Below are 19,755 nucleotides of genomic sequence, written 5' to 3'. Positions count from 1 at the left end.
TTGAAAACTAGATAACGATATGAATGTCAAACATTCACACGAGTAAGCAAGTAACCTTACGATTTTCTTCTGCGCTTGCGTATGAAGAGAACATCAAGTCTGAAGACATCTGTTTTCAGCTCTAACGAAGATAACTTCCGTTATCAGGTTAAGTTAGAAAGGGCGCACGGTGGATGCCTTGGCACTAGGAGCCGATGAAGGACGGTACGAACACCGATATGCTTCGGGGAGCTGTAAGTAAGCGTTGATCCGGAGATTTCCGAATGGGGAAACCCGCTGCTCGTAATGGAGCAGCATCCTGATCTGAATACATAGGATCTGGAAGGCAGACCCGGGGAACTGAAACATCTAAGTACCCGGAGGAAGAGAAAGCAATAGCGATTCCCTGAGTAGCGGCGAGCGAAACGGGATTAGCCCAAACCAGAAGGCTTGCCTTCTGGGGTTGTAGGACACTCAACACGGAGTTACAAAGGAACGGGGTAGAAGAAGCGGTCTGGAAAGGCCCGCCAAAGAAGGTAACAGCCCTGTAGTCGAAACTTCGTTCCCTCCTGAGTGGATCCTGAGTACGGCGGGACACGAGAAATCCCGTCGGAAGCAGGGAGGACCATCTCCCAAGGCTAAATACTCCCTAGTGACCGATAGTGAACCAGTACCGTGAGGGAAAGGTGAAAAGCACCCCGGAAGGGGAGTGAAACAGATCCTGAAACCGTGTGCCTACAAGTAGTCAGAGCCCGTTAACGGGTGATGGCGTGCCTTTTGTAGAATGAACCGGCGAGTTACGATTACGTGCAAGGTTAAGTTGAAAAGACGGAGCCGCAGCGAAAGCGAGTCTGAATAGGGCGATTGAGTACGTGGTCGTAGACCCGAAACCAGGTGATCTACCCATGTCCAGGGTGAAGTTCAGGTAACACTGAATGGAGGCCCGAACCCACGCACGTTGAAAAGTGCGGGGATGAGGTGTGGGTAGCGGAGAAATTCCAATCGAACCTGGAGATAGCTGGTTCTCTCCGAAATAGCTTTAGGGCTAGCCTCATAGTAAGAGTCTTGGAGGTAGAGCACTGATTGGACTAGGGGCCCTCATCGGGTTACCGAATTCAGTCAAACTCCGAATGCCAAAGACTTATCTATGGGAGTCAGACTGCGAGTGATAAGATCCGTAGTCGAAAGGGAAACAGCCCAGACCACCAGCTAAGGTCCCCAAGTATCCGTTAAGTGGAAAAGGATGTGGGGTTGCTTAGACAACCAGGATGTTGGCTTAGAAGCAGCCACCATTTAAAGAGTGCGTAATAGCTCACTGGTCGAGTGACCCTGCGCCGAAAATGTACCGGGGCTAAACGGATCACCGAAGCTGTGGACTGTTCTTACGAACAGTGGTAGGAGAGCGTTCTAAGGGCTGAGAAGCCAGACCGGAAGGACTGGTGGAGCGCTTAGAAGTGAGAATGCCGGTATGAGTAGCGAAAGAGGGGTGAGAATCCCCTCCACCGAATGCCTAAGGTTTCCTGAGGAAGGCTCGTCCGCTCAGGGTTAGTCGGGACCTAAGCCGAGGCCGAAAGGCGTAGGCGATGGACAACAGGTTGAGATTCCTGTACCACCTCTTTTCCGTTTGAGCAATGGAGGGACGCAGGAGGATAGGGTAAGCGCGCTGTTGGATATGCGCGTCCAAGCAGGTAGGCTCAAGGGATAGGCAAATCCGTCCCTTGGTTAAGGCTGAGCTGTGATGGCGAGGGAAATTAAGTACCGAAGTTCCTGATTCCACACTGCCTAGAAAAGCTTCTAGCGAGGAAAATGGTGCCCGTACCGCAAACCGACACAGGTAGGCGAGGAGAGAATCCTAAGGTGATCGAGAGAACTCTCGTTAAGGAACTCGGCAAAATGACCCCGTAACTTCGGGAGAAGGGGTGCTCTTTAGGGTGAATAGCCTTGAAGAGCCGCAGTGAATAGGCCCAGGCGACTGTTTAGCAAAAACACAGGTCTCTGCGAAGCCGCAAGGCGAAGTATAGGGGCTGACGCCTGCCCGGTGCTGGAAGGTTAAGAGGAGAGGTTAGCGCAAGCGAAGCTTTGAATTGAAGCCCCAGTAAACGGCGGCCGTAACTATAACGGTCCTAAGGTAGCGAAATTCCTTGTCGGGTAAGTTCCGACCCGCACGAAAGGCGTAACGATCTGGGCACTGTCTCAACGAGAGACTCGGTGAAATTATAGTACCTGTGAAGATGCAGGTTACCCGCGACAGGACGGAAAGACCCCGTGGAGCTTTACTGCAGCCTGATATTGAATTTTGGCACAGCTTGTACAGGATAGGTAGGAGCCTTGGAAACCGGAGCGCCAGCTTCGGTGGAGGCATTGGTGGGATACTACCCTGGCTGTGTTGAACTTCTAACCCGCGGCCCTGATCGGGCCGGGAGACAGTGTCAGGCGGGCAGTTTGACTGGGGCGGTCGCCTCCTAAAATGTAACGGAGGCGCCCAAAGGTTCCCTCAGAATGGTTGGAAATCATTCGCAGAGTGTAAAGGCACAAGGGAGCTTGACTGCGAGACCTACAAGTCGAGCAGGGACGAAAGTCGGGCTTAGTGATCCGGTGGTTCCGCATGGAAGGGCCATCGCTCAACGGATAAAAGCTACCCCGGGGATAACAGGCTTATCTCCCCCAAGAGTCCACATCGACGGGGAGGTTTGGCACCTCGATGTCGGCTCATCGCATCCTGGGGCTGTAGTCGGTCCCAAGGGTTGGGCTGTTCGCCCATTAAAGCGGTACGCGAGCTGGGTTCAGAACGTCGTGAGACAGTTCGGTCCCTATCCGTCGCGGGCGCAGGAAATTTGAGAGGAGCTGTCCTTAGTACGAGAGGACCGGGATGGACGCACCGCTGGTGTACCAGTTGTCTTGCCAAAGGCATCGCTGGGTAGCTATGTGCGGACGGGATAAGTGCTGAAAGCATCTAAGCATGAAGCCCCCCTCAAGATGAGATTTCCCATCGCAAGAGTAAGACCCCTGAAAGATGATCAGGTTGATAGGTTCGAGGTGGAAGCGTGGTGACACGTGCAGCTGACGAATACTAATCGGTCGAGGACTTAACCTTTATTCAAGTAAGGCTGCTTTACTCGTGCAGCAATCGTTATCTAGTTTTGAAAGAGCAAAAAAAGATTAAAAATATCTTGATTTCTTCTGGAATCATAGTATAATAAATCTTGCCGCTTTTTTATGGAATATGTCTGGTGACTATGGCAAAGAGGTCACACCCGTTCCCATACCGAACACGGAAGTTAAGCTCTTTAGCGCCGATGGTAGTTGGGGGTTTCCCCCTGTGAGAGTAGGACGCCGCCAGGCATATATTTTATTATAAATGCATGATTCGATTCGGATCATAAACCGAAACAGCCACTCATCAAAGTAAATGCAAGAGGGTTGAGAGGAGCAAGCAGTGCTAGGAGTCGAAAGATCGACCACCGGAGCGCACATAAGTGCGTGAGGATGGGAGTGAGTGAAGACGACAACGCAATGCGCCGCTCATCGCAAGCCGAAACCTCACCAAACAAAGTAAATGCAAGAGGGTTGAGAGGAGCAAGCAGTGCTAGGAGTCGAAAGATCGACCACCGGAGCGCACATAAGTGCGTGAGGATGGGAGTGAGTGAAGACGACAACGCAATGCGCCGCTCATCGCAAGCCGAAACTATATGGAGGATTAGCTCAGCTGGGAGAGCATCTGCCTTACAAGCAGAGGGTCGGCGGTTCGATCCCGTCATCCTCCACCATTTATTTTACCTAAATTCAAATGCCGGTGTAGCTCAATTGGTAGAGCAACTGACTTGTAATCAGTAGGTTGGGGGTTCAAGTCCTCTTGCCGGCACCACTTTCTTGGTAGCACGTTCGAATAATCTTCGAAGCAAAACATCAGCGCCCAAATGGAGCCGCTGCTTGAATAAGCTTTCTGAGATTTGGGCGTCTTGCAAACTTCAGAGTGTAGGCAAAACAGAGAGCCATTAGCTCAGTCGGTAGAGCACGTTCGAATAATCTTCAAAGCAAAACATCAGCGCCCAAATGGAGCCGCTGCTTGAATAAGCTTTCTGAGATTTGGGCGTCTTGCAAACTTCAGAGTGTAGGCAAAACAGAGAGCCATTAGCTCAGTCGGTAGAGCATCTGACTTTTAATCAGAGGGTCGAAGGTTCGAGTCCTTCATGGCTCACCATTTCGATTTATATAACAAGCGGGTGTGGCGGAATTGGCAGACGCACTAGACTTAGGATCTAGCGCCTTACGGCGTGGGGGTTCGACTCCCTTCACCCGCACCATTTCTTTTTTTTGCGGAAGTAGTTCAGTGGTAGAACACCACCTTGCCAAGGTGGGGGTCGCGGGTTCGAATCCCGTCTTCCGCTCCAATCCTTAACGCCGGGGTGGCGGAATTGGCAGACGCACAGGACTTAAAATCCTGCGGTAGGTGACTACCGTACCGGTTCGATCCCGGTCCTCGGCACTCTTATAATATTTTGCGCCCGTAGCTCAATTGGATAGAGCATTTGACTACGAATCAAAAGGTTAGAGGTTCGAGTCCTCTCGGGCGCGCCATATCGGGAAGTAGCTCAGCTTGGTAGAGCACTTGGTTTGGGACCAAGGGGTCGCAGGTTCGAATCCTGTCTTCCCGACCATTTCCTTGAATAATGGGGCCTTAGCTCAGCTGGGAGAGCGCCTGCCTTGCACGCAGGAGGTCAGCGGTTCGATCCCGCTAGGCTCCACCAATATTATATATATCACTATATGGCGGCGTAGCTCAGCTGGCTAGAGCGTACGGTTCATACCCGTGAGGTCGTGGGTTCGACCCCCTCCGCCGCTACCATATAGGACCTTTAGCTCAGCTGGTTAGAGCAGACGGCTCATAACCGTCCGGTCGTAGGTTCGAGTCCTACAAGGTCCACCATCACTTATTCTTTGGAGGAATACCCAAGTCTGGCTGAAGGGATCGGTCTTGAAAACCGACAGGGGGGTCAAACCCCGCGGGGGTTCGAATCCCTCTTCCTCCTCCATATACTCTTTACTTTAGCAGGTATTATTTCCGCTATGACAGTAATACTGAGTAAGAGAAATGTTCAGAAATTAGGTTAGTTATAAGCGCAGCTAAACTTAATAATTTTTATTATCGCGGGGTGGAGCAGTCTGGTAGCTCGTCGGGCTCATAACCCGAAGGTCGCAGGTTCAAATCCTGTCCCCGCAACCAAAATGGTCCGGTAGTTCAGTTGGTTAGAATGCCTGCCTGTCACGCAGGAGGTCGCGGGTTCGAGTCCCGTCCGGACCGCCATTTATGTTTTCTTGGTACATAAGATAACTTAATCAAAAGTTTCTGACGAAAAAATTATAATGGCTCGGTAGCTCAGTCGGTAGAGCAATGGACTGAAAATCCATGTGTCGGCGGTTCGATTCCGTCCCGAGCCACCATTTATATTGAAGTGGCGGTTGTGGCGAAGTGGTTAACGCATCGGATTGTGGTTCCGACATTCGTGGGTTCGATTCCCATCAGTCGCCCCATTTCATGCGGGTGTAGTTTACTGGTAAAACCTCAGCCTTCCAAGCTGATGTAGTGGGTTCGATTCCCATCACCCGCTCCATTTCTATTGAATATGGGCCTGTAGCTCAGCTGGTTAGAGCGCACGCCTGATAAGCGTGAGGTCGATGGTTCGAGTCCATTCAGGCCCATTTTGTTCCGCAGTAGCTCAGTGGTAGAGCTATCGGCTGTTAACCGATCGGTCGCAGGTTCGAGTCCTGCCTGCGGAGCCATTTTCATTATAAGTGTTAAACAGGTTTGTGAGAATACTTTCACAGATCATCTATTTATGTATAAGGGGAAGTACTCAAGTGGCTGAAGAGGCGCCCCTGCTAAGGGTGTAGGTCGCGTAAGCGGCGCGAGGGTTCAAATCCCTCCTTCTCCGCCATCTATTCGGCCCGTTGGTCAAGCGGTTAAGACACCGCCCTTTCACGGCGGTAACACGGGTTCGAATCCCGTACGGGTCATTGTAAAAAACGCTGCAGATGCAGCGTTTTTTTGTTTTATCTTTTCAAGCATAAAACCGGTGCTCCATACTTGTTAAGCGAGGACAGTTCAATCGGCTATCCAAAATCGCTTTACAACATTCCCGTTTTCTTCAGTAAACTCTGAATCGAATTTTCCTCCATTTTTTATAATCGTCTTCTCTGAGGCGATATTGGTTTTGTCGCACGTAACCAGTACTTCTTTAATCCCCATTCGTTTTGTTTCAGCCAGGGCCAGGGACAGGATTGCTGTGGCATATCCTTTTTGCCTCTCAGAAGGTCTTATTCCGTATCCAATGTGGCCTCCCCGTTCTTTTAAGTATTCATTCAGCCTATGCCTGATGTTAACCGCTCCTGCAATGCGATCCTTGTCCAAAAGAAGCCAATAGGTAGAGTGGGGTACAAAATTCTCAGGAATGTTTTTCCCCTGCTCCTGTTCCTTTAAATAGTGCAGATACTTTTCAAAGTCAGCAGGGTTTTCAGCTACCACCCATGGAACGATTTTTTCTTCTGAGTTTTTCCATTCCTCATAAAACTCCATATATGCATGTTTAAGAGTAAAATCCGGTTTCATTAAACTTAACAAGTCATTGGCCTCCTTGTGCGGCATCTTTTTAGAAATATAGTCCATGTCACTGGATTCTGCAACCTTTTTTGAACACAGCTTTTCCATTTTATTTAAAATTTATTGGTCATTAATTGTAGTTTATAGGATTAAATAGAAAATTAATCTTTTCTGTACCCTGGTAATTCCTTTATTTTTTCCTTCAATTTAGCTTTTTTGAAAATTAAAATTCGACTAATTACGACAAATTTTCTATTAAAACATGTTTTTGAAATAATGGTTTTATTCGTTCGTTATAAAAGAACCCCTTTGCAGCAGGGGGTTTACCTCTATTTTTTATATACTTTTCTCATTTCTATTTATAAAAATAACTTTTTATATGCCTTCAATAAATATTTGTTAGATTATGTCTAATTATAAAAGCGTTTGCACAAAAGGGTTTTTTTTTCAAAGTAGAGAATTAAAAAGTAGTAAAAGGGGTATATAGATTGAGATACACTCTAAAATGCGGGGAGGGTTTATGCTGAATGATTGCAAGTCCTACAGATTTTGAGGTTCATTTGTTTCATGAAGGAAGCCTGTTTAAGAGCTTTGAACAATTTGGCGCTCATTTTAAGACTATTGATGGAGTAAGCGGAGTTCAATTCACTGTGTGGGCACCACATGCAAAACAGGTAAGAATTGCTGGTGATTTTAACCAGTGGAAGGGCACGGATTACGTACTTGAGAAAGTAAGCAATGAAGGGATATGGACTGGGTTCTTTCCGGATTTGAAGCTAGGAGATGTATATAAGTACGAACTGATTGCCAAAAATGGTTCCAGGCTGCTGAAAGCTGACCCGTTTGCTTTTTATTCAGAGCTTAAACCTAATACAGCTTCTATTGTAGCCGATTTGGAAGGGTACAAATGGAACGATCAAAAGTGGCAAAGAAAGAAAAAAACAAAAAATATTTATCAAAAGCCTGTCTTTATTTATGAGGTCAATTTAGCTTCCTGGAAGAAGAAAGAGGATGGAAGCCTTTATTCATATAAAGAACTAAGCGAAGAGTTAATACCTTATGCAATCGATCATGGATTTACCCATATTGAGCTCATGCCGGTAATTGAACATCCATATGACCGCTCATGGGGCTATCAGGGAACAGGATATTTCTCTGCAACAAGCCGATATGGTACACCTAAGGAGTTTATGGAGTTTATCGATGTCTGCCATCAAAACGACCTTGGAGTGATCATGGATTGGGTTCCGGGACATTTTTGCAAGGACGCACATGGTCTATATATGTTTGACGGGGAGCCGGTATTTGAATATACAAACTACAATGATCGGGAAAATGTAGTCTGGGGTACAGCCAATTTCGATTTGGGCAAACCGGAAGTACATAGCTTTTTGATCTCGAATGCCCTGTTTTGGCTGGAGAAATATCATATAGATGGTTTCCGCGTAGATGCGGTAGCTAACATGCTTTATTGGCCAAATAGTGATTCGTTTGAAAATCCATACGCTGTAAACTTTTTGAAAAAGCTGAATGAGACAGTTTTTGCCTATGATCCTCATACACTTATGATTGCTGAAGACTCTACTGATTGGCCTTTGGTTACTAGCCCTGTTTCGGATGGAGGGCTGGGATTCAATTATAAATGGAATATGGGCTGGATGAATGATGTGCTGGAGTATATGGAGACGGACCAGCATGACCGCAAGCATATTCATCATAAGATGACTTTTTCTCTCATGTATGCTTTTAATGAAAATTTTATTCTTCCATTCTCTCATGATGAAGTGGTTCATGGGAAAAAGTCACTTCTAAATAAAATGCCTGGTGATTACTGGCAAAAGTTTGCTCAGCTGCGCTTGCTGCTAGGCTACATGCTGGTTCATCCGGGGAAGAAACTTCTTTTTATGGGGTCTGAATTCGGCCAGTTCGATGAATGGAAAGATCTCGAGCAGCTCGATTGGTTCCTGGAGGATTATGAGCTTCACCGTGATACAAGGGTTTATTTTAAAGAACTAATGAATGTTTATAAAAAGCAAAAGCCTCTTTATGAATTGGATCATTCTCCGGAAGGATTTGAATGGATTGATGCAGACAACGCGGAACAAAGTATTTATTCCTTCATGAGAAAAGGATCTAAAGAAGGGGAAGTGCTTGTTGCAGTCTGTAATTTCAGAAGCGATGTGTATCACGGATACAAAATCGGGGTACCGGCAGACACGAGATATGTAGAGATTTTGAATAGTGATGATGTTCATTTCGGAGGTTCCGGTCAGGTGAATATCAAAGAATTGAAAGCTGAAAAAGAGGAACTTCATGGCCAGCCGTACAGCATCAGCATGACGGTCCCGCCATTTGGTTTTAGCTTGCTGAGAGCAATTAAAAAGAGAAGGGAGAACAACAATGAAAAAGAAATGCGTAGCAATGCTTCTGGCAGGGGGGAAAGGCAGCCGTCTTAGTTCATTAACTAAGAATTTGGCGAAGCCTGCCGTTCCATTTGGAGGGAAATACAGAATAATCGATTTTACTCTGAGCAATTGCACAAACTCTGGAATTGATACTGTAGGGGTTCTTACACAGTACCAGCCGCTTGTTCTTCACTCGTATATCGGAATTGGAAGCGCGTGGGACCTGGATCGTAAAAATGGAGGGGTAACCGTACTTCCCCCATATGCAGAATCCTCTGAAGTAAAATGGTATAAAGGCACAGCAAGTGCCATCTACCAGAATTTAAATTATTTAGAGCAATATGACCCTGAATACGTACTGATTCTTTCTGGTGATCACATCTATAAGATGGATTACTCTAAGATGCTGGACTACCATGTTGAAAGAAACGCCGACGTTTCCATTTCAGTTATTGAAGTCCCTTGGGAAGAAGCAAACAGATTCGGAATCATGAACACGAACGAGCAGATGGAAGTCGTTGAGTTCGATGAAAAACCTCAAAATCCTAAAAATAACCTCGCTTCAATGGGCGTATATATCTTTAAATGGTCTGTCCTTCAGGAATATTTGGAGATGGATGAGCGCAATCCGTATTCCAGCAATGACTTTGGGAAAGACGTTATTCCACTCCTGATTGAAGAAAAGAAAAAGCTTGTAGCTTATCCGTACAAAGGGTACTGGAAAGACGTAGGAACTGTGAAAAGTCTATGGGAAGCAAATATGGATCTATTAAAAGACGATCCTGAGCTTAATCTGTTCAGTCAGGATTGGAGAATTTATTCTGTCAATCCAAACCAGCCGCCGCAATTTATTTCTGCAGAAGCAGAAGTAACCGATTCTCTTGTAAATGAGGGCTGTGTTGTATACGGAACCGTACAGCATTCCGTCCTGTTCCAGGGTGTAACAGTGGGCAAAGATACCTTCCTTAAAAAGTGTGTTGTCATGCCGGATGCGGTAATTGGAAACAACGTCTATATTGAGAATGCCATCGTTCCAAGCGGAATGACCATTGAGGATGGAACGGTTATTCGCTCAAACCCTGAATTAGAAGAAGTCCTGCTTGTTACTCCGGACTATATTAGACAGCAGCAAGTGGCTGCGCGCGATGCAGAAGTCACTGAAAAAAGAACGTAAACTACTTGAGACGAAAGAGGTGGCAAAGCATGAACATGAGCATGCTTGGAATAATTGATGCAACAGCGCATAGCCAGAATATTGATGATTTAATACAAAATCGTTCAATGGCTGCTATTCCCTTTGGTGGAAGATATAGATTAATAGATTTTGTACTTTCTAATTTGGTTAATTCAGGAGTAGACAGCGTCGCTATATTCCCTAAATACCAATACCGTTCTTTAATGGATCACCTTGGATCAGGAAAAGAGTGGGATTTAAACAGAAAACGGGACGGCCTGTTCTTTTTCCCTTCTCCGCATCTGCATGATGAATACGATGAATTCGGATCGTTCCGCCAATTCAAAGATCATTTTGATTATTTCAAAAGAAGCCGTCAGGAATATACAGTTATTACAAACAGCCATACTGTTTGCAACATTGATTTCTGCAAAGTCCTTAAGCACCATATTGAAATGGGCTGCGATGTAACGGAAATCACTAAAGAAGGCAATTCTCTGCAAATGTATGTGCTTAAAACCTCACTGCTGAAAGATTTAATTTCCTCCTATGATAACAATGGATTTACAACATTAAATCAAGTAGTAAATGAAGGCAGATCCCAGCTGAACATCTGTGAATATGCGTATAACGGCTACGTTTCGGTGATTGATTCCATTCAGTCTTATTTCCGCTACAGTCTTGATCTGTTAAAGCCGGAAGTTTGGAAAGAGCTTTTCCCTAAAGCTGCGCCTATTTATACGAAAGTAAAGGATGAACCTCCTACTAAATATCTTAAATCCTCATATGTACGCAATTCTATGATTGCAAATGGCTGCCGTATTGAAGGGCATGTAGAAAATTCCATCATCTTCAGAGCAGTTCATATTGGCAAAGATACTGTAATAAAAAATGGGATTATTATGCAGAAATCCACTGTGGGCGAAAACTGCGTGCTTGATAACGTTATTCTAGATAAGGATGTTAAAATTGGAAGCCACGAAGTTCTGAAAGGTACAATGGAGCACCCAATTGTTCTGCGCAAAGGATCTGTCCAAGGAGTGCTGATTAAGTCGTGAAAATTTTGTTTGCCGTATCTGAATGTGTGCCTTTCGTCAAATCCGGCGGTTTGGCCGATGTAGCCGGGGCGCTGCCGAAAGAACTTACCCGGTTAGGATCTGATGTAAGAGTCATCATGCCGAAGTATGGGCAGATTCCCGAAAAATACAGAGAACAGATGACAAAAGTAAAAGAGATTGAAGTGGCTGTAGGCTGGAGATCTCAGTTCTGCGGCATTGAAGTTTTTGAGATGGATGGGGTTACGTATTATTTTCTGGATAACGAATATTATTTTAAACGTGACTCTTTGTATGGGCATTACGATGATGGCGAAAGGTTTTCATTTTTTTCAAGAGCCGTTCTGGAAGCAATTAAAGCCATCGATTTTCAGCCCGATGTTATTCATAGCCATGATTGGCATACAGGCATGGTGGCATATTTCCTGAATGAGGTGTATGCAGCTGATCCATTTTATGCTGAAATGAAAACAGTCTTTACGATTCATAATCTTGAGTTTCAAGGGATTTTCCCTCAGGAGATCATTTATGATCTCCTGAACCTTGGACATGAGGATTTCACAGCCGATAAATTGGAATTTTATCAATGCGTGAACTTCATGAAAGCAGCGATCATTTCTTCTTCAGCCATTACTACCGTCAGCCCAACCTATATGGAAGAAATTCAGACTCCTTATTATGGTGAGCGTCTTGACGGATTGCTGAGGGCAAAAGGCGCCTCCCTACATGGAATCCTGAATGGAATCGATGACACAATTTACAATCCTGCAAAAGATGCTTTCCTCAAAGCACCTTTTGATGTGTCAACTCTTGAGAAGAAACAGGATAATAAAGCTGCTTTGCAAAAAATGTTCGGTCTTCCTGAAAAACCCGATGTCCCGGTTATCTCCATGGTTACAAGGCTGACTAAACAAAAGGGTCTTGATCTTGTGCGACATGTGATGGAAGAGATGGTGGACAGCGATACGCAGTGGATCATTCTTGGCACAGGCGAAGATGAGTTTGAAAACTATTTCCGCCATATGGAACATAAATATCCTGAGAATGTAAAAGCGTACATAGGCTTTGATGAGCCATTAGCCCACAGAGTGTATGCAGGTTCTGACTTATTCCTGATGCCTTCCAGATTTGAACCTTGCGGACTTGGACAGCTTATAGCCCTTCGATATGGCTCGATCCCTGTGGTTCGGGAAACCGGCGGTCTGAATGATACGGTTCTTTCCTACAACGAAGCAACAGGTGAAGGAAATGGATTTTCATTCAAAAGTTTTAATGCTCATGACATGATGCATACGGTTAGGCGTGCTCTCTCTATTTACAGAGAGGATAAAGAATTATGGAATAAACTTGTCAGGAACGCAATGAGCCAGGATTACAGCTGGTCTCAATCTGCCAGCAAATACAATCAGCTCTATACTGATTTGATGGGAAGTGGGAGTATTGTTCTCAAGTAAAGAATCTTTCCAGAAAAGTTTTCTAAAAAGGCTGGAAATGACATATGGAAAGACGTTCAGAGAGTCTACCAGCAGGGATCAATACAATACTTTAGGCCATATGGTAAGAGAATACATCAGCACGAACTGGATTGAAACAAATGAAAAAAACCGCTCTGCCAACAATAAGCAGGTCTATTATTTATCAATAGAATTTTTGCTCGGTAAATTAATGGGGCAAAACCTGTTGAACCTTGGTATCCGGGAGGTTGTAGAAAAGGGTCTTGAAGAACTTGGAATCAGCTTAACGGATATAGAAGAGTCGGAATCGGATGCAGGCTTAGGCAATGGCGGTCTTGGCCGCCTTGCTGCTTGTTTCCTTGATTCTCTTGCTTCGCTTGACCTTCCAGGCCATGGCTGCGGAATCCGATACAAACATGGGTTGTTTGATCAGAAGATTGCAGATGGCTATCAGGTTGAGTATCCAGAACAATGGCTGCGCCATGGAAACGTGTGGGAAGTCAGAAAACCCGATCAGGCAGTTGATATTGCTTTTTGGGGAACGACTGAAAGCCGTGAAGTGGATGGTAAACTGGAATTCAAACATGTTTCGCCGGAAACGGTCGTTGCCGTTCCATATGATATGCCAATGATTGGCTATGAAACCAGCACAGTGAACACGCTCCGCTTATGGAGCGCAGAGCCCGCCCATCATCCTCCCCTAAACAGAGATTTGCTAACTTACAAGCGGGAAACCGAGGCAGTTTCTGAATTCCTTTATCCGGATGATACACATGATGAAGGGAAAATTTTACGCCTTAAGCAGCAGTATTTCCTTGTATCAGCCAGCTTGCAGAGCATCATTCGCTCCTTTCGTAAAAAGAATGGCAGCCTTCATAATTTTCATGAAATGGTGGCTATTCATATTAATGATACCCATCCTGTATTGGCGATTCCGGAATTGATGAGAATTCTTCTGGATGAAGAACGAATGGAATGGGAAGAAGCCTGGAAAATCACCACAAATACCATCTCCTACACGAATCATACAACATTGTCAGAAGCCCTTGAAAAATGGCCGATTTATTTGTTTAAACCGCTTCTTCCAAGAATCTATTTAATTGTTGAAGAAATTAATGAACGCTACTGTAAAGCATTATGGGAGAGATATCCCGGCGACTGGAATAGAATCGAGCAAATGGCCATCCTTGCCCATGGCCTTGTTAAGATGGCTCATCTGGCGATTGCAGGAAGCCATAGTGTCAATGGGGTTGCAAAAATCCATTCCGATATCCTCAGAATGCGTGAAATGAAGCTTTTCTATGAATTTGAGCCTGAGAAATTCAATAATAAGACAAATGGAATTGCTCATAGAAGGTGGCTGCTAAAGGCAAATCCAGAACTTGCAGATACGATCACTGAGGCAATCGGCGATCGGTGGGTGAAGGATCCTGAATATTTGATCCAGCTGAAGCGTTTTATCTATGATGAGGGCATGAAGGAAAAAACAGCTAAAATTAAACAGGCGCGCAAGGAGATTTTGGCTCAGAAAATTTTTGAGCAATCTTCAATGAAGGTCGATCCCTCTTCCATCTTTGATGTGCAGGTCAAGCGGCTTCATGCCTATAAACGGCAGCTGCTCAATGTGCTTCATATTATGTATCTGTATAATCGGATCCGGGAAGATTCCAACTTCTCTGTTTATCCGCGTACGTTCATTTTTGGGGCAAAGGCGTCGCCTGGCTACTATTATGCAAAAAAAGTCATAAAGCTAATTAATTCCTTAGCCGAGAAGGTTAATTCAGATCCTAAAGTCTCCAAGATGATTAAAGTGGTTTTCATGGAAAATTACCGTGTTTCGCTTGCTGAGTCCATTTTCCCGGCGGCTGATGTAAGTGAACAAATTTCCACTGCATCTAAAGAGGCTTCCGGTACAGGAAACATGAAATTTATGATGAATGGCGCCTTAACTCTCGGTACTCTTGATGGAGCAAATGTAGAGATTCTTGAATCAGTTGGCACTCCTAATATCTTTACCTTTGGCCTGACTGCAGAACAAGTCCTGGATTATTATGAGAATGGAGGATACCGTTCAACAGAATATTACCATCACGACGTTCGGATCCGCCAGGCAACGGATCAGCTGATTAACGGTTTTTTCCATGAAACAGAAGGAGAATTCGAAGCGATCTATGATTCTCTTATCGCCCATAATGATCAATATTTTGTTCTTAAAGACTTTTCATCCTATGCAGAAGCACAGGAGAGGGTGGAGCAGACCTTCATTAATAAAGGTGAATGGCAGGAAAAATCGTTAATTAATATCGCTTATTCCGGTTCATTTTCCAGCGACAGAACAATTAAAGAGTACGCAGATGGAATTTGGAATATCAAGCCCATTTAACTCTGCAATAGCGCCCCTCCTCCAGGAAGGGGCGCTATTTGCCGTTATGGAAGCTGCGCGGCTGCTTTATAGTAAGTTGCCATGCTGTGGTTTCCGGCAATGGTTCCGGTTTGTAGAGAGAATAAGCATTGATTTGGCAGATGGGCATAGTAATAGTTTTTGCCCAAACTAAAATCTGTTATTTTTCCTGGTGGAAGAAGCGGGACAAGGTCTTCTCTGTTTACAAACCTGCAATAGCGGATTCCTGATTTACTATAAGAAGAAACGAATCGTCTGTTTCCTGTCTTAGGACTTCCGAAATTATACATATATATAATGGGATTTACCGTATTTTCTGCTGCGTCAAGGGAAGCAAGGGTTGCAATACCTGCCCCGAGACTGTGTCCCGTAAAGTATAGGCTTTTTCGTGGTGAGCGGTTTCTGATAGCCTTGTATAAATCTGTTCGAAAAGACTGATAGATTCCAAGAAAGCCATCGTGGGCCAGGCCAGCGGATGCATACGGATAAGCAACTTGCTCGATATCTCCTGTAGCTGCCCAATCAGGTTCTGACTGGCTCCCTCGAAAGGAAACGATAATGTGCTGATCCGATTCAATGATAAATCCAATCCACTCGTTTTGACCGAGAACATTTCCTCTTAAAGAGGCTGCCTTAACAAAGCCTTCAGGTGCTTTAAAATCTCCGCCATTCCGTGCACCTTCATAAGCCAGGAGGCAGCAGTCTGCAAGCAGGACAGCTGTCTTTCTGTCAGGTTTATTTAGATCATCCATTGGATTTCCTCCCGTGCAGTTTGCTTTTACCATATGCATGCTCGTGAGAAATGGAGCCATAGGAAATTGGGTGAAAATCCAGTAAGAGTCTAAACACACCTGTTTTTGTAAAAAATCTCTTTTTCATAGGACAATCCGTTTGGTTTTTTCTAACTGCGAAGTAAAGAGCTGGGGCAGTTCGAACCTTCTCATGGGATAGGTGTCTATCCAACAATTATTAGGGAGGAATGCGGCAACATGAAACATAAGTATATACCAGTGATTCTGGCGGCAGCGTTCTCAGCTGCTTCTATAACAATCCCTGCAGCTGCAGAGGAAACAGTGACCGTACAGCAGGGCGATACTCTTTCCGAACTTGCGAACAGCCACAATATGACAGTTGCTCAAATGATGCAGGTAAATGGTTTGGAAGGCGATCTTGTTTTTCCGGGGCAATCACTAAAAATCGGCGATGGAATTACTGAAGTAAAGGGAGCATCCATACATACAGTCGAAAGCGGAGAAACTCTAAGCGGTATAGCTTTAAAGTATAAAATGAGTGTAGCTGAGCTTAAAAGCTTAAACAGCCTCCAATCCGACTCCATCTATGCTGGACAAAAGCTTGAAGTGAATGCAGATCAGAATTTATCCTCTCTGGACAGCGGGCAGTTTCCTCTAAATGAAGGTACGTATGATCCATTTGTGGATACATGGGGAAAATCAAGAGAGTATGGCGGGGCAAGGGTTCATGAGGGTACAGATATCATGGCTAAAGAAGGCACCCCAGTGTATGCCGCTACTGACGGAAGCGTTTCACGAAAAGGATGGAACGAACTTGGCGGATGGAGATTGACAATTAATACACCTGACGGATATAACGTTTATTACGCACATCTTTCTAAATATGCGGATGGAATTGATCCAGGAACAGATATTAAGAAAGGGCAATTAATCGGATATGTTGGAAGCAGCGGATATGGTCCTGAGGGGACGACGGGAAAATTTGTCTCCCATTTGCATTTCGGTTTGTATGACTCAAGCTTTAAAGCCATTAATCCTTATCCATATTTAACTCAGTGGGAAGCTAATTAAACAAGAGAGCCTTGTCCGGCGGCAAGGCTCTTTGTGTTTATAAATTCATCGAGTAAAACATAAACGATAAGAAGGTGGCAAATGAAGTCCACAGCACATATGGAACAAGCAGAATACCCGCTATTTTTTGAATATTAAACGCAAAGACGGTTAAAATGATTGCAGAAATGGCAACAATGGCGCAGTCAATCGTCGCAAGACCAAGGTTTTTTTGACTGAACTGGAAAAAGCTGAACAATTGATTAGAGAGATAATTCACAATTAGTATGATCCAAAATGCAGGCTTAAGGTTGTTAAGTCCCCCTGCTTTTCGATCAATGATGGTAATTGAAGCCGCGATACATGCGAAAAGAATCGACCAAATCATTCCGATTGTACCTCCGGCAGGTGTCCAAGCAGGTTTATTCAGCGCATCATACCAGCTTTGATCAATTTGAAACAAAAATCCGCTTATCAAAAATAAGGCATATGTAATAACAAAAATAAGTATGGATCGTACCATGGATGCTCCTCCTCGTTTAACTGATAATTTACCAAACCCCCGCTTCAACTCAGGATCTATGGTAAATACTTAAAGGCGGACCTCATTGAGAACCGCTGTATTTCTTTCTATTCACTTAAGCTAGCGGTTTAAAACCTGTGGATAGGCTTAGAAAATAGGCGGTGTCCGGAAAATAAGAACTCAAAGCATCTTTCGCAAGGGATTGGTTTAGGCTGATGTCAGCTCCATCAGCTTAACCCATTATGGTTAAGTAAACAGGAAAATCCATTCATCAAAAACGAAAAACAAAACCCGGAGCGCTTCCGGGTTTCTGCATTATTCTCAGGGGAGCTTTTTAGCTCCTCTATCCTTCGCAGGAAAAGAGAGTAAACTGCTCCCGTGTGTCAATCGGTATAACGTTCTTTTTCAGATGCAGGAAGGTCGCCAAAGGAGGTCATGATGCCTTCTTCATCAAGGGCGTCCTCATATATTTCATGCTCATCATTTGGATAGATTGTCACGTTTTTGCCTTCGATATCCGTTCCGGCAAAATTTTCGTAATCCTCTACATAACCTATGCGCTCGTCCGATTCAATGTATGCATCCTCATAATCCTCCATTGGATATTCAAAATCTGAAGGAGATTCCGACGACCCAAAGCTTGCTGTTTCCTGATACGCATCCTCTGCGTCAAATGCGACTGAATCTTTATCGTCAGAAGTGAATCTTCCAAATGGAGGAGATAGTACTTCTTCTTCAATGGGACGATCTGAGGATATAGACTGGTTGGGCGAGTGCTCTTTGCATGTAGTGGCAGATGGGATTGCTTCCAATCGTTCAGCTGGGATATCTGTGCCGCATACTTCGCATTTTCCGTAAGTCCCTTTTTCAATCGCCATTAATGCCCGGTTAATATCACTAAGTTCTTCTTCTGCATGTTCATTTAAGGCAACATCTTTTTCACGCTCATACAGTTCAGTTCCTTCATCCCCCGGGTGATTATCATAGCTGGATAGTTCTCCCACTGTGTCATGCGGATGTCCGCTTTCAAGTCCAAAGTGACCGTTATCCGCAAATCTTAATTCAAGCTCTTTTTTCGCAGTCTGAAGCTGTTCCCGGAAGGCATTCAGCTGGTGATCTGTTAGCATAGCAGTTCTCCCTCCATACATTGAAATTTAAATACCTTTACTTAGTATGGGCAAACAGCAAAAAAAAACACGGTCTTGGACCGTGTTACACTAGATAGCTTATAAAGAGTCCGGCAGCGAGCAGCAGGCCAAACTGTGTGTTGGTTTGTGCTGTAGCCACCATAGCCGGCATCATTTCAATTGGAAGACTTTTACCTCTAAAAGCTTTAACAGCAAAGACGGATTTTGGTACACTCAGGAATACAAGAAGGCTCCAAAAAGATGCGGTCCCTGCAACAATAAAGGCAATAATAAATATATAAGAACAGATAAATAATAGAGCCAGGAAATCAATGGCTTTTTTGCGCCCCATTAAAATGGCCAGAGTTTTGCGGCCGTTTTCTTTATCGCCGTCCAAATCCCGGATATTATTGGAAAGAAGAATGGCTCCCACCAATATCGAGACAGGCAGCGAAATCAGGAAGGCATCCATGCTGATTGTTCCGGTTTGAATATAAAAAGAAATCAGGATAATGACGACTCCCATGAAAAGACCTGCTGTCAGTTCTCCAAACGGTGTATAAGCGATAGGCAGAGGTCCGCCTGTATACAGATAGCCTGCAATCATGCAAAGTGTGCCAATCGCAGCAATCCACCAGCTCGATTGGAAGCAGATATAGATGCCCAGTAAGGTTGATATTCCGAAAAAAGCAAATGCCAAACTAAGAACAGTTTGCGGCTTAACGCCATTCCGTACAATCGCTCCTCCAATTCCTATGGAGTTTTCGTTATCTAGTCCCCTTTTGTAATCAAAATACTCATTAAACATATTGGTGGCTGCCTGAATGAGAACTGAGGCTGCCAGCATTGATAAAAACAGCAAAACGTTAAATGATCCTTCCTTCATGGCCATTACGGTTCCAATCGCTACCGGAATAAAGGCTGCCGTTAAGGTGTGAGGCCGCATAAGCATCCACCAAATCCGCCAATTTTTATCAGGTTCTATGGAAGGAGCTGAATGCGTGTGTGTGTCAGGGTGCATTTCTCTTCTCTCCTTTAGTTCACAATAGAAGACAATCTTCTTCAATTATAAGTGTAGTTAAATAGACACTTACTGTCAATGAGTCCGTGCGGGCATAGCTCCTGAGGGTTTCCAATTTATTCGAATAAGAAAACGTATTATAATAAGGATGAGAAGCAGAATATGCCTGTTTCATTCTATTGACACACCCTTTAAGCGGGTGTATGTTAGAAAAAG

The 19,755-nt window shown here is 44.6% G+C and carries 11 protein-coding genes, 21 tRNA genes and 2 rRNA genes; 29 read left to right on the top strand and 5 right to left on the bottom strand.

Going from position 1 to position 19,755, the window contains the following annotated elements:
• The first annotated feature begins 146 nt into the window (after positions 1-146).
• From J9317_RS15715 to J9317_RS15605, 23 genes are all read left to right on the top strand, one after another.
• A 23S ribosomal RNA gene (locus J9317_RS15715) occupies positions 147-3,073 on the top strand.
• 132 nt (positions 3,074-3,205) lie between these two features.
• Positions 3,206-3,321: ribosomal RNA gene (gene rrf, locus J9317_RS15710) — 5S ribosomal RNA — on the top strand.
• A 349-nt stretch (positions 3,322-3,670) separates the two neighbouring features.
• A tRNA-Val gene (locus tag J9317_RS15705) sits at positions 3,671-3,746 on the top strand.
• A 22-nt stretch (positions 3,747-3,768) separates the two neighbouring features.
• Positions 3,769-3,844 (top strand) — tRNA-Thr (locus J9317_RS15700).
• A 260-nt stretch (positions 3,845-4,104) separates the two neighbouring features.
• Positions 4,105-4,180: transfer RNA gene (locus J9317_RS15695), tRNA-Lys, on the top strand.
• A gap of 18 nt (positions 4,181-4,198) precedes the next feature.
• Positions 4,199-4,283 (top strand) — tRNA-Leu (locus tag J9317_RS15690).
• A 12-nt stretch (positions 4,284-4,295) separates the two neighbouring features.
• Positions 4,296-4,370 (top strand) — tRNA-Gly (locus J9317_RS15685).
• Positions 4,371-4,379: 9 nt separating this feature from the next.
• Positions 4,380-4,465, top strand: a tRNA-Leu gene (locus J9317_RS15680).
• 15 nt (positions 4,466-4,480) lie between these two features.
• Positions 4,481-4,557 (top strand) — tRNA-Arg (locus tag J9317_RS15675).
• Between the two features lie 3 nt (positions 4,558-4,560).
• Positions 4,561-4,637: transfer RNA gene (locus J9317_RS15670), tRNA-Pro, on the top strand.
• A gap of 14 nt (positions 4,638-4,651) precedes the next feature.
• Positions 4,652-4,727, top strand: a tRNA-Ala gene (locus J9317_RS15665).
• A 21-nt stretch (positions 4,728-4,748) separates the two neighbouring features.
• Positions 4,749-4,825: transfer RNA gene (locus J9317_RS15660), tRNA-Met, on the top strand.
• A gap of 4 nt (positions 4,826-4,829) precedes the next feature.
• Positions 4,830-4,906: transfer RNA gene (locus J9317_RS15655), tRNA-Ile, on the top strand.
• A 13-nt stretch (positions 4,907-4,919) separates the two neighbouring features.
• Positions 4,920-5,012: transfer RNA gene (locus J9317_RS15650), tRNA-Ser, on the top strand.
• Between the two features lie 114 nt (positions 5,013-5,126).
• Positions 5,127-5,203: transfer RNA gene (locus J9317_RS15645), tRNA-Met, on the top strand.
• A 4-nt stretch (positions 5,204-5,207) separates the two neighbouring features.
• Positions 5,208-5,284, top strand: a tRNA-Asp gene (locus tag J9317_RS15640).
• Between the two features lie 61 nt (positions 5,285-5,345).
• Positions 5,346-5,421, top strand: a tRNA-Phe gene (locus J9317_RS15635).
• A 14-nt stretch (positions 5,422-5,435) separates the two neighbouring features.
• Positions 5,436-5,511, top strand: a tRNA-His gene (locus tag J9317_RS15630).
• A gap of 6 nt (positions 5,512-5,517) precedes the next feature.
• Positions 5,518-5,591 (top strand) — tRNA-Gly (locus J9317_RS15625).
• 14 nt (positions 5,592-5,605) lie between these two features.
• Positions 5,606-5,679 (top strand) — tRNA-Ile (locus tag J9317_RS15620).
• 6 nt (positions 5,680-5,685) lie between these two features.
• Positions 5,686-5,760: transfer RNA gene (locus tag J9317_RS15615), tRNA-Asn, on the top strand.
• 64 nt (positions 5,761-5,824) lie between these two features.
• Positions 5,825-5,915, top strand: a tRNA-Ser gene (locus J9317_RS15610).
• A 7-nt stretch (positions 5,916-5,922) separates the two neighbouring features.
• Positions 5,923-5,994 (top strand) — tRNA-Glu (locus J9317_RS15605).
• Positions 5,995-6,082: 88 nt separating this feature from the next.
• On the opposite strand, the gene J9317_RS15600 is transcribed toward J9317_RS15605, so the two are convergent.
• The gene (locus tag J9317_RS15600; protein ID WP_431190710.1) at positions 6,083-6,586 is read right to left on the bottom strand and encodes a GNAT family N-acetyltransferase; all 504 of its coding nucleotides are present in this window, start codon (positions 6,584-6,586) and stop codon (positions 6,083-6,085) included.
• A gap of 518 nt (positions 6,587-7,104) precedes the next feature.
• Here J9317_RS15600 and glgB point away from each other — a divergent pair.
• The 5 genes from glgB to J9317_RS15575 are packed head-to-tail and all read left to right on the top strand — an operon-like array spanning position 7,105 to position 15,048.
• A complete protein-coding gene (glgB, locus tag J9317_RS15595) occupies positions 7,105-9,033 on the top strand; it encodes a 1,4-alpha-glucan branching enzyme (protein WP_211560143.1) in 1,929 nt (642 codons plus the stop codon).
• Positions 8,978-10,156 (top strand): glucose-1-phosphate adenylyltransferase, encoded by a 1,179-nt coding sequence (locus tag J9317_RS15590; protein WP_211560141.1) that lies wholly within the window; start codon positions 8,978-8,980, stop codon positions 10,154-10,156. Before glgB ends, J9317_RS15590 begins: the two co-directional genes overlap by 56 nt.
• 29 nt (positions 10,157-10,185) lie before the next feature.
• The gene (locus J9317_RS15585; protein ID WP_211560139.1) at positions 10,186-11,214 is read left to right on the top strand and encodes a GlgC family sugar phosphate nucleotidyltransferase; all 1,029 of its coding nucleotides are present in this window, start codon (positions 10,186-10,188) and stop codon (positions 11,212-11,214) included.
• Positions 11,211-12,665, top strand: a complete 1,455-nt coding sequence (gene glgA / locus J9317_RS15580) for a glycogen synthase GlgA (protein ID WP_211560137.1) — start codon at positions 11,211-11,213, stop codon at positions 12,663-12,665. Before J9317_RS15585 ends, glgA begins: the two co-directional genes overlap by 4 nt.
• Positions 12,652-15,048, top strand: a complete 2,397-nt coding sequence (locus tag J9317_RS15575; protein ID WP_211560135.1) for a glycogen/starch/alpha-glucan phosphorylase — start codon at positions 12,652-12,654, stop codon at positions 15,046-15,048. Before glgA ends, J9317_RS15575 begins: the two co-directional genes overlap by 14 nt.
• 44 nt (positions 15,049-15,092) lie before the next feature.
• Here the strand turns inward: J9317_RS15575 and J9317_RS15570 are convergent, their stop codons facing one another.
• Entirely contained in the window at positions 15,093-15,818 is a 726-nt protein-coding gene (locus J9317_RS15570; RefSeq protein WP_211560133.1) for a lipase family protein, read from the bottom strand.
• A 237-nt stretch (positions 15,819-16,055) separates the two neighbouring features.
• On the opposite strand from J9317_RS15570, the gene J9317_RS15565 reads away from it, so the two are divergent.
• Positions 16,056-16,889 carry a M23 family metallopeptidase gene (locus tag J9317_RS15565; protein WP_211560131.1) on the top strand — a complete coding sequence of 278 codons (834 nt, stop codon included), beginning with the start codon at positions 16,056-16,058 and terminating at the stop codon, positions 16,887-16,889.
• 37 nt (positions 16,890-16,926) lie between these two features.
• Here the strand turns inward: J9317_RS15565 and J9317_RS15560 are convergent, their stop codons facing one another.
• From J9317_RS15560 to J9317_RS15550, 3 genes are all read right to left on the bottom strand, one after another.
• Positions 16,927-17,391 (bottom strand): TspO/MBR family protein, encoded by a 465-nt coding sequence (locus J9317_RS15560; protein ID WP_211560129.1) that lies wholly within the window; start codon positions 17,389-17,391, stop codon positions 16,927-16,929.
• 383 nt (positions 17,392-17,774) lie between these two features.
• Complete coding sequence (locus J9317_RS15555; protein WP_211560127.1) at positions 17,775-18,518, bottom strand: TraR/DksA C4-type zinc finger protein; 744 nt, start codon at positions 18,516-18,518, stop codon at positions 17,775-17,777.
• An 85-nt stretch (positions 18,519-18,603) separates the two neighbouring features.
• A complete protein-coding gene (locus J9317_RS15550) occupies positions 18,604-19,539 on the bottom strand; it encodes a 1,4-dihydroxy-2-naphthoate polyprenyltransferase (RefSeq protein WP_211560125.1) in 936 nt (311 codons plus the stop codon).
• Positions 19,540-19,755 lie beyond the last annotated feature (216 nt).

The organism is Metabacillus flavus, assembly GCF_018283675.1.
Taxonomy (GTDB): domain Bacteria; phylum Bacillota; class Bacilli; order Bacillales; family Bacillaceae; genus Metabacillus_B; species Metabacillus_B flavus.
This window is presented reverse-complemented; position numbering and strand designations above follow the sequence as displayed.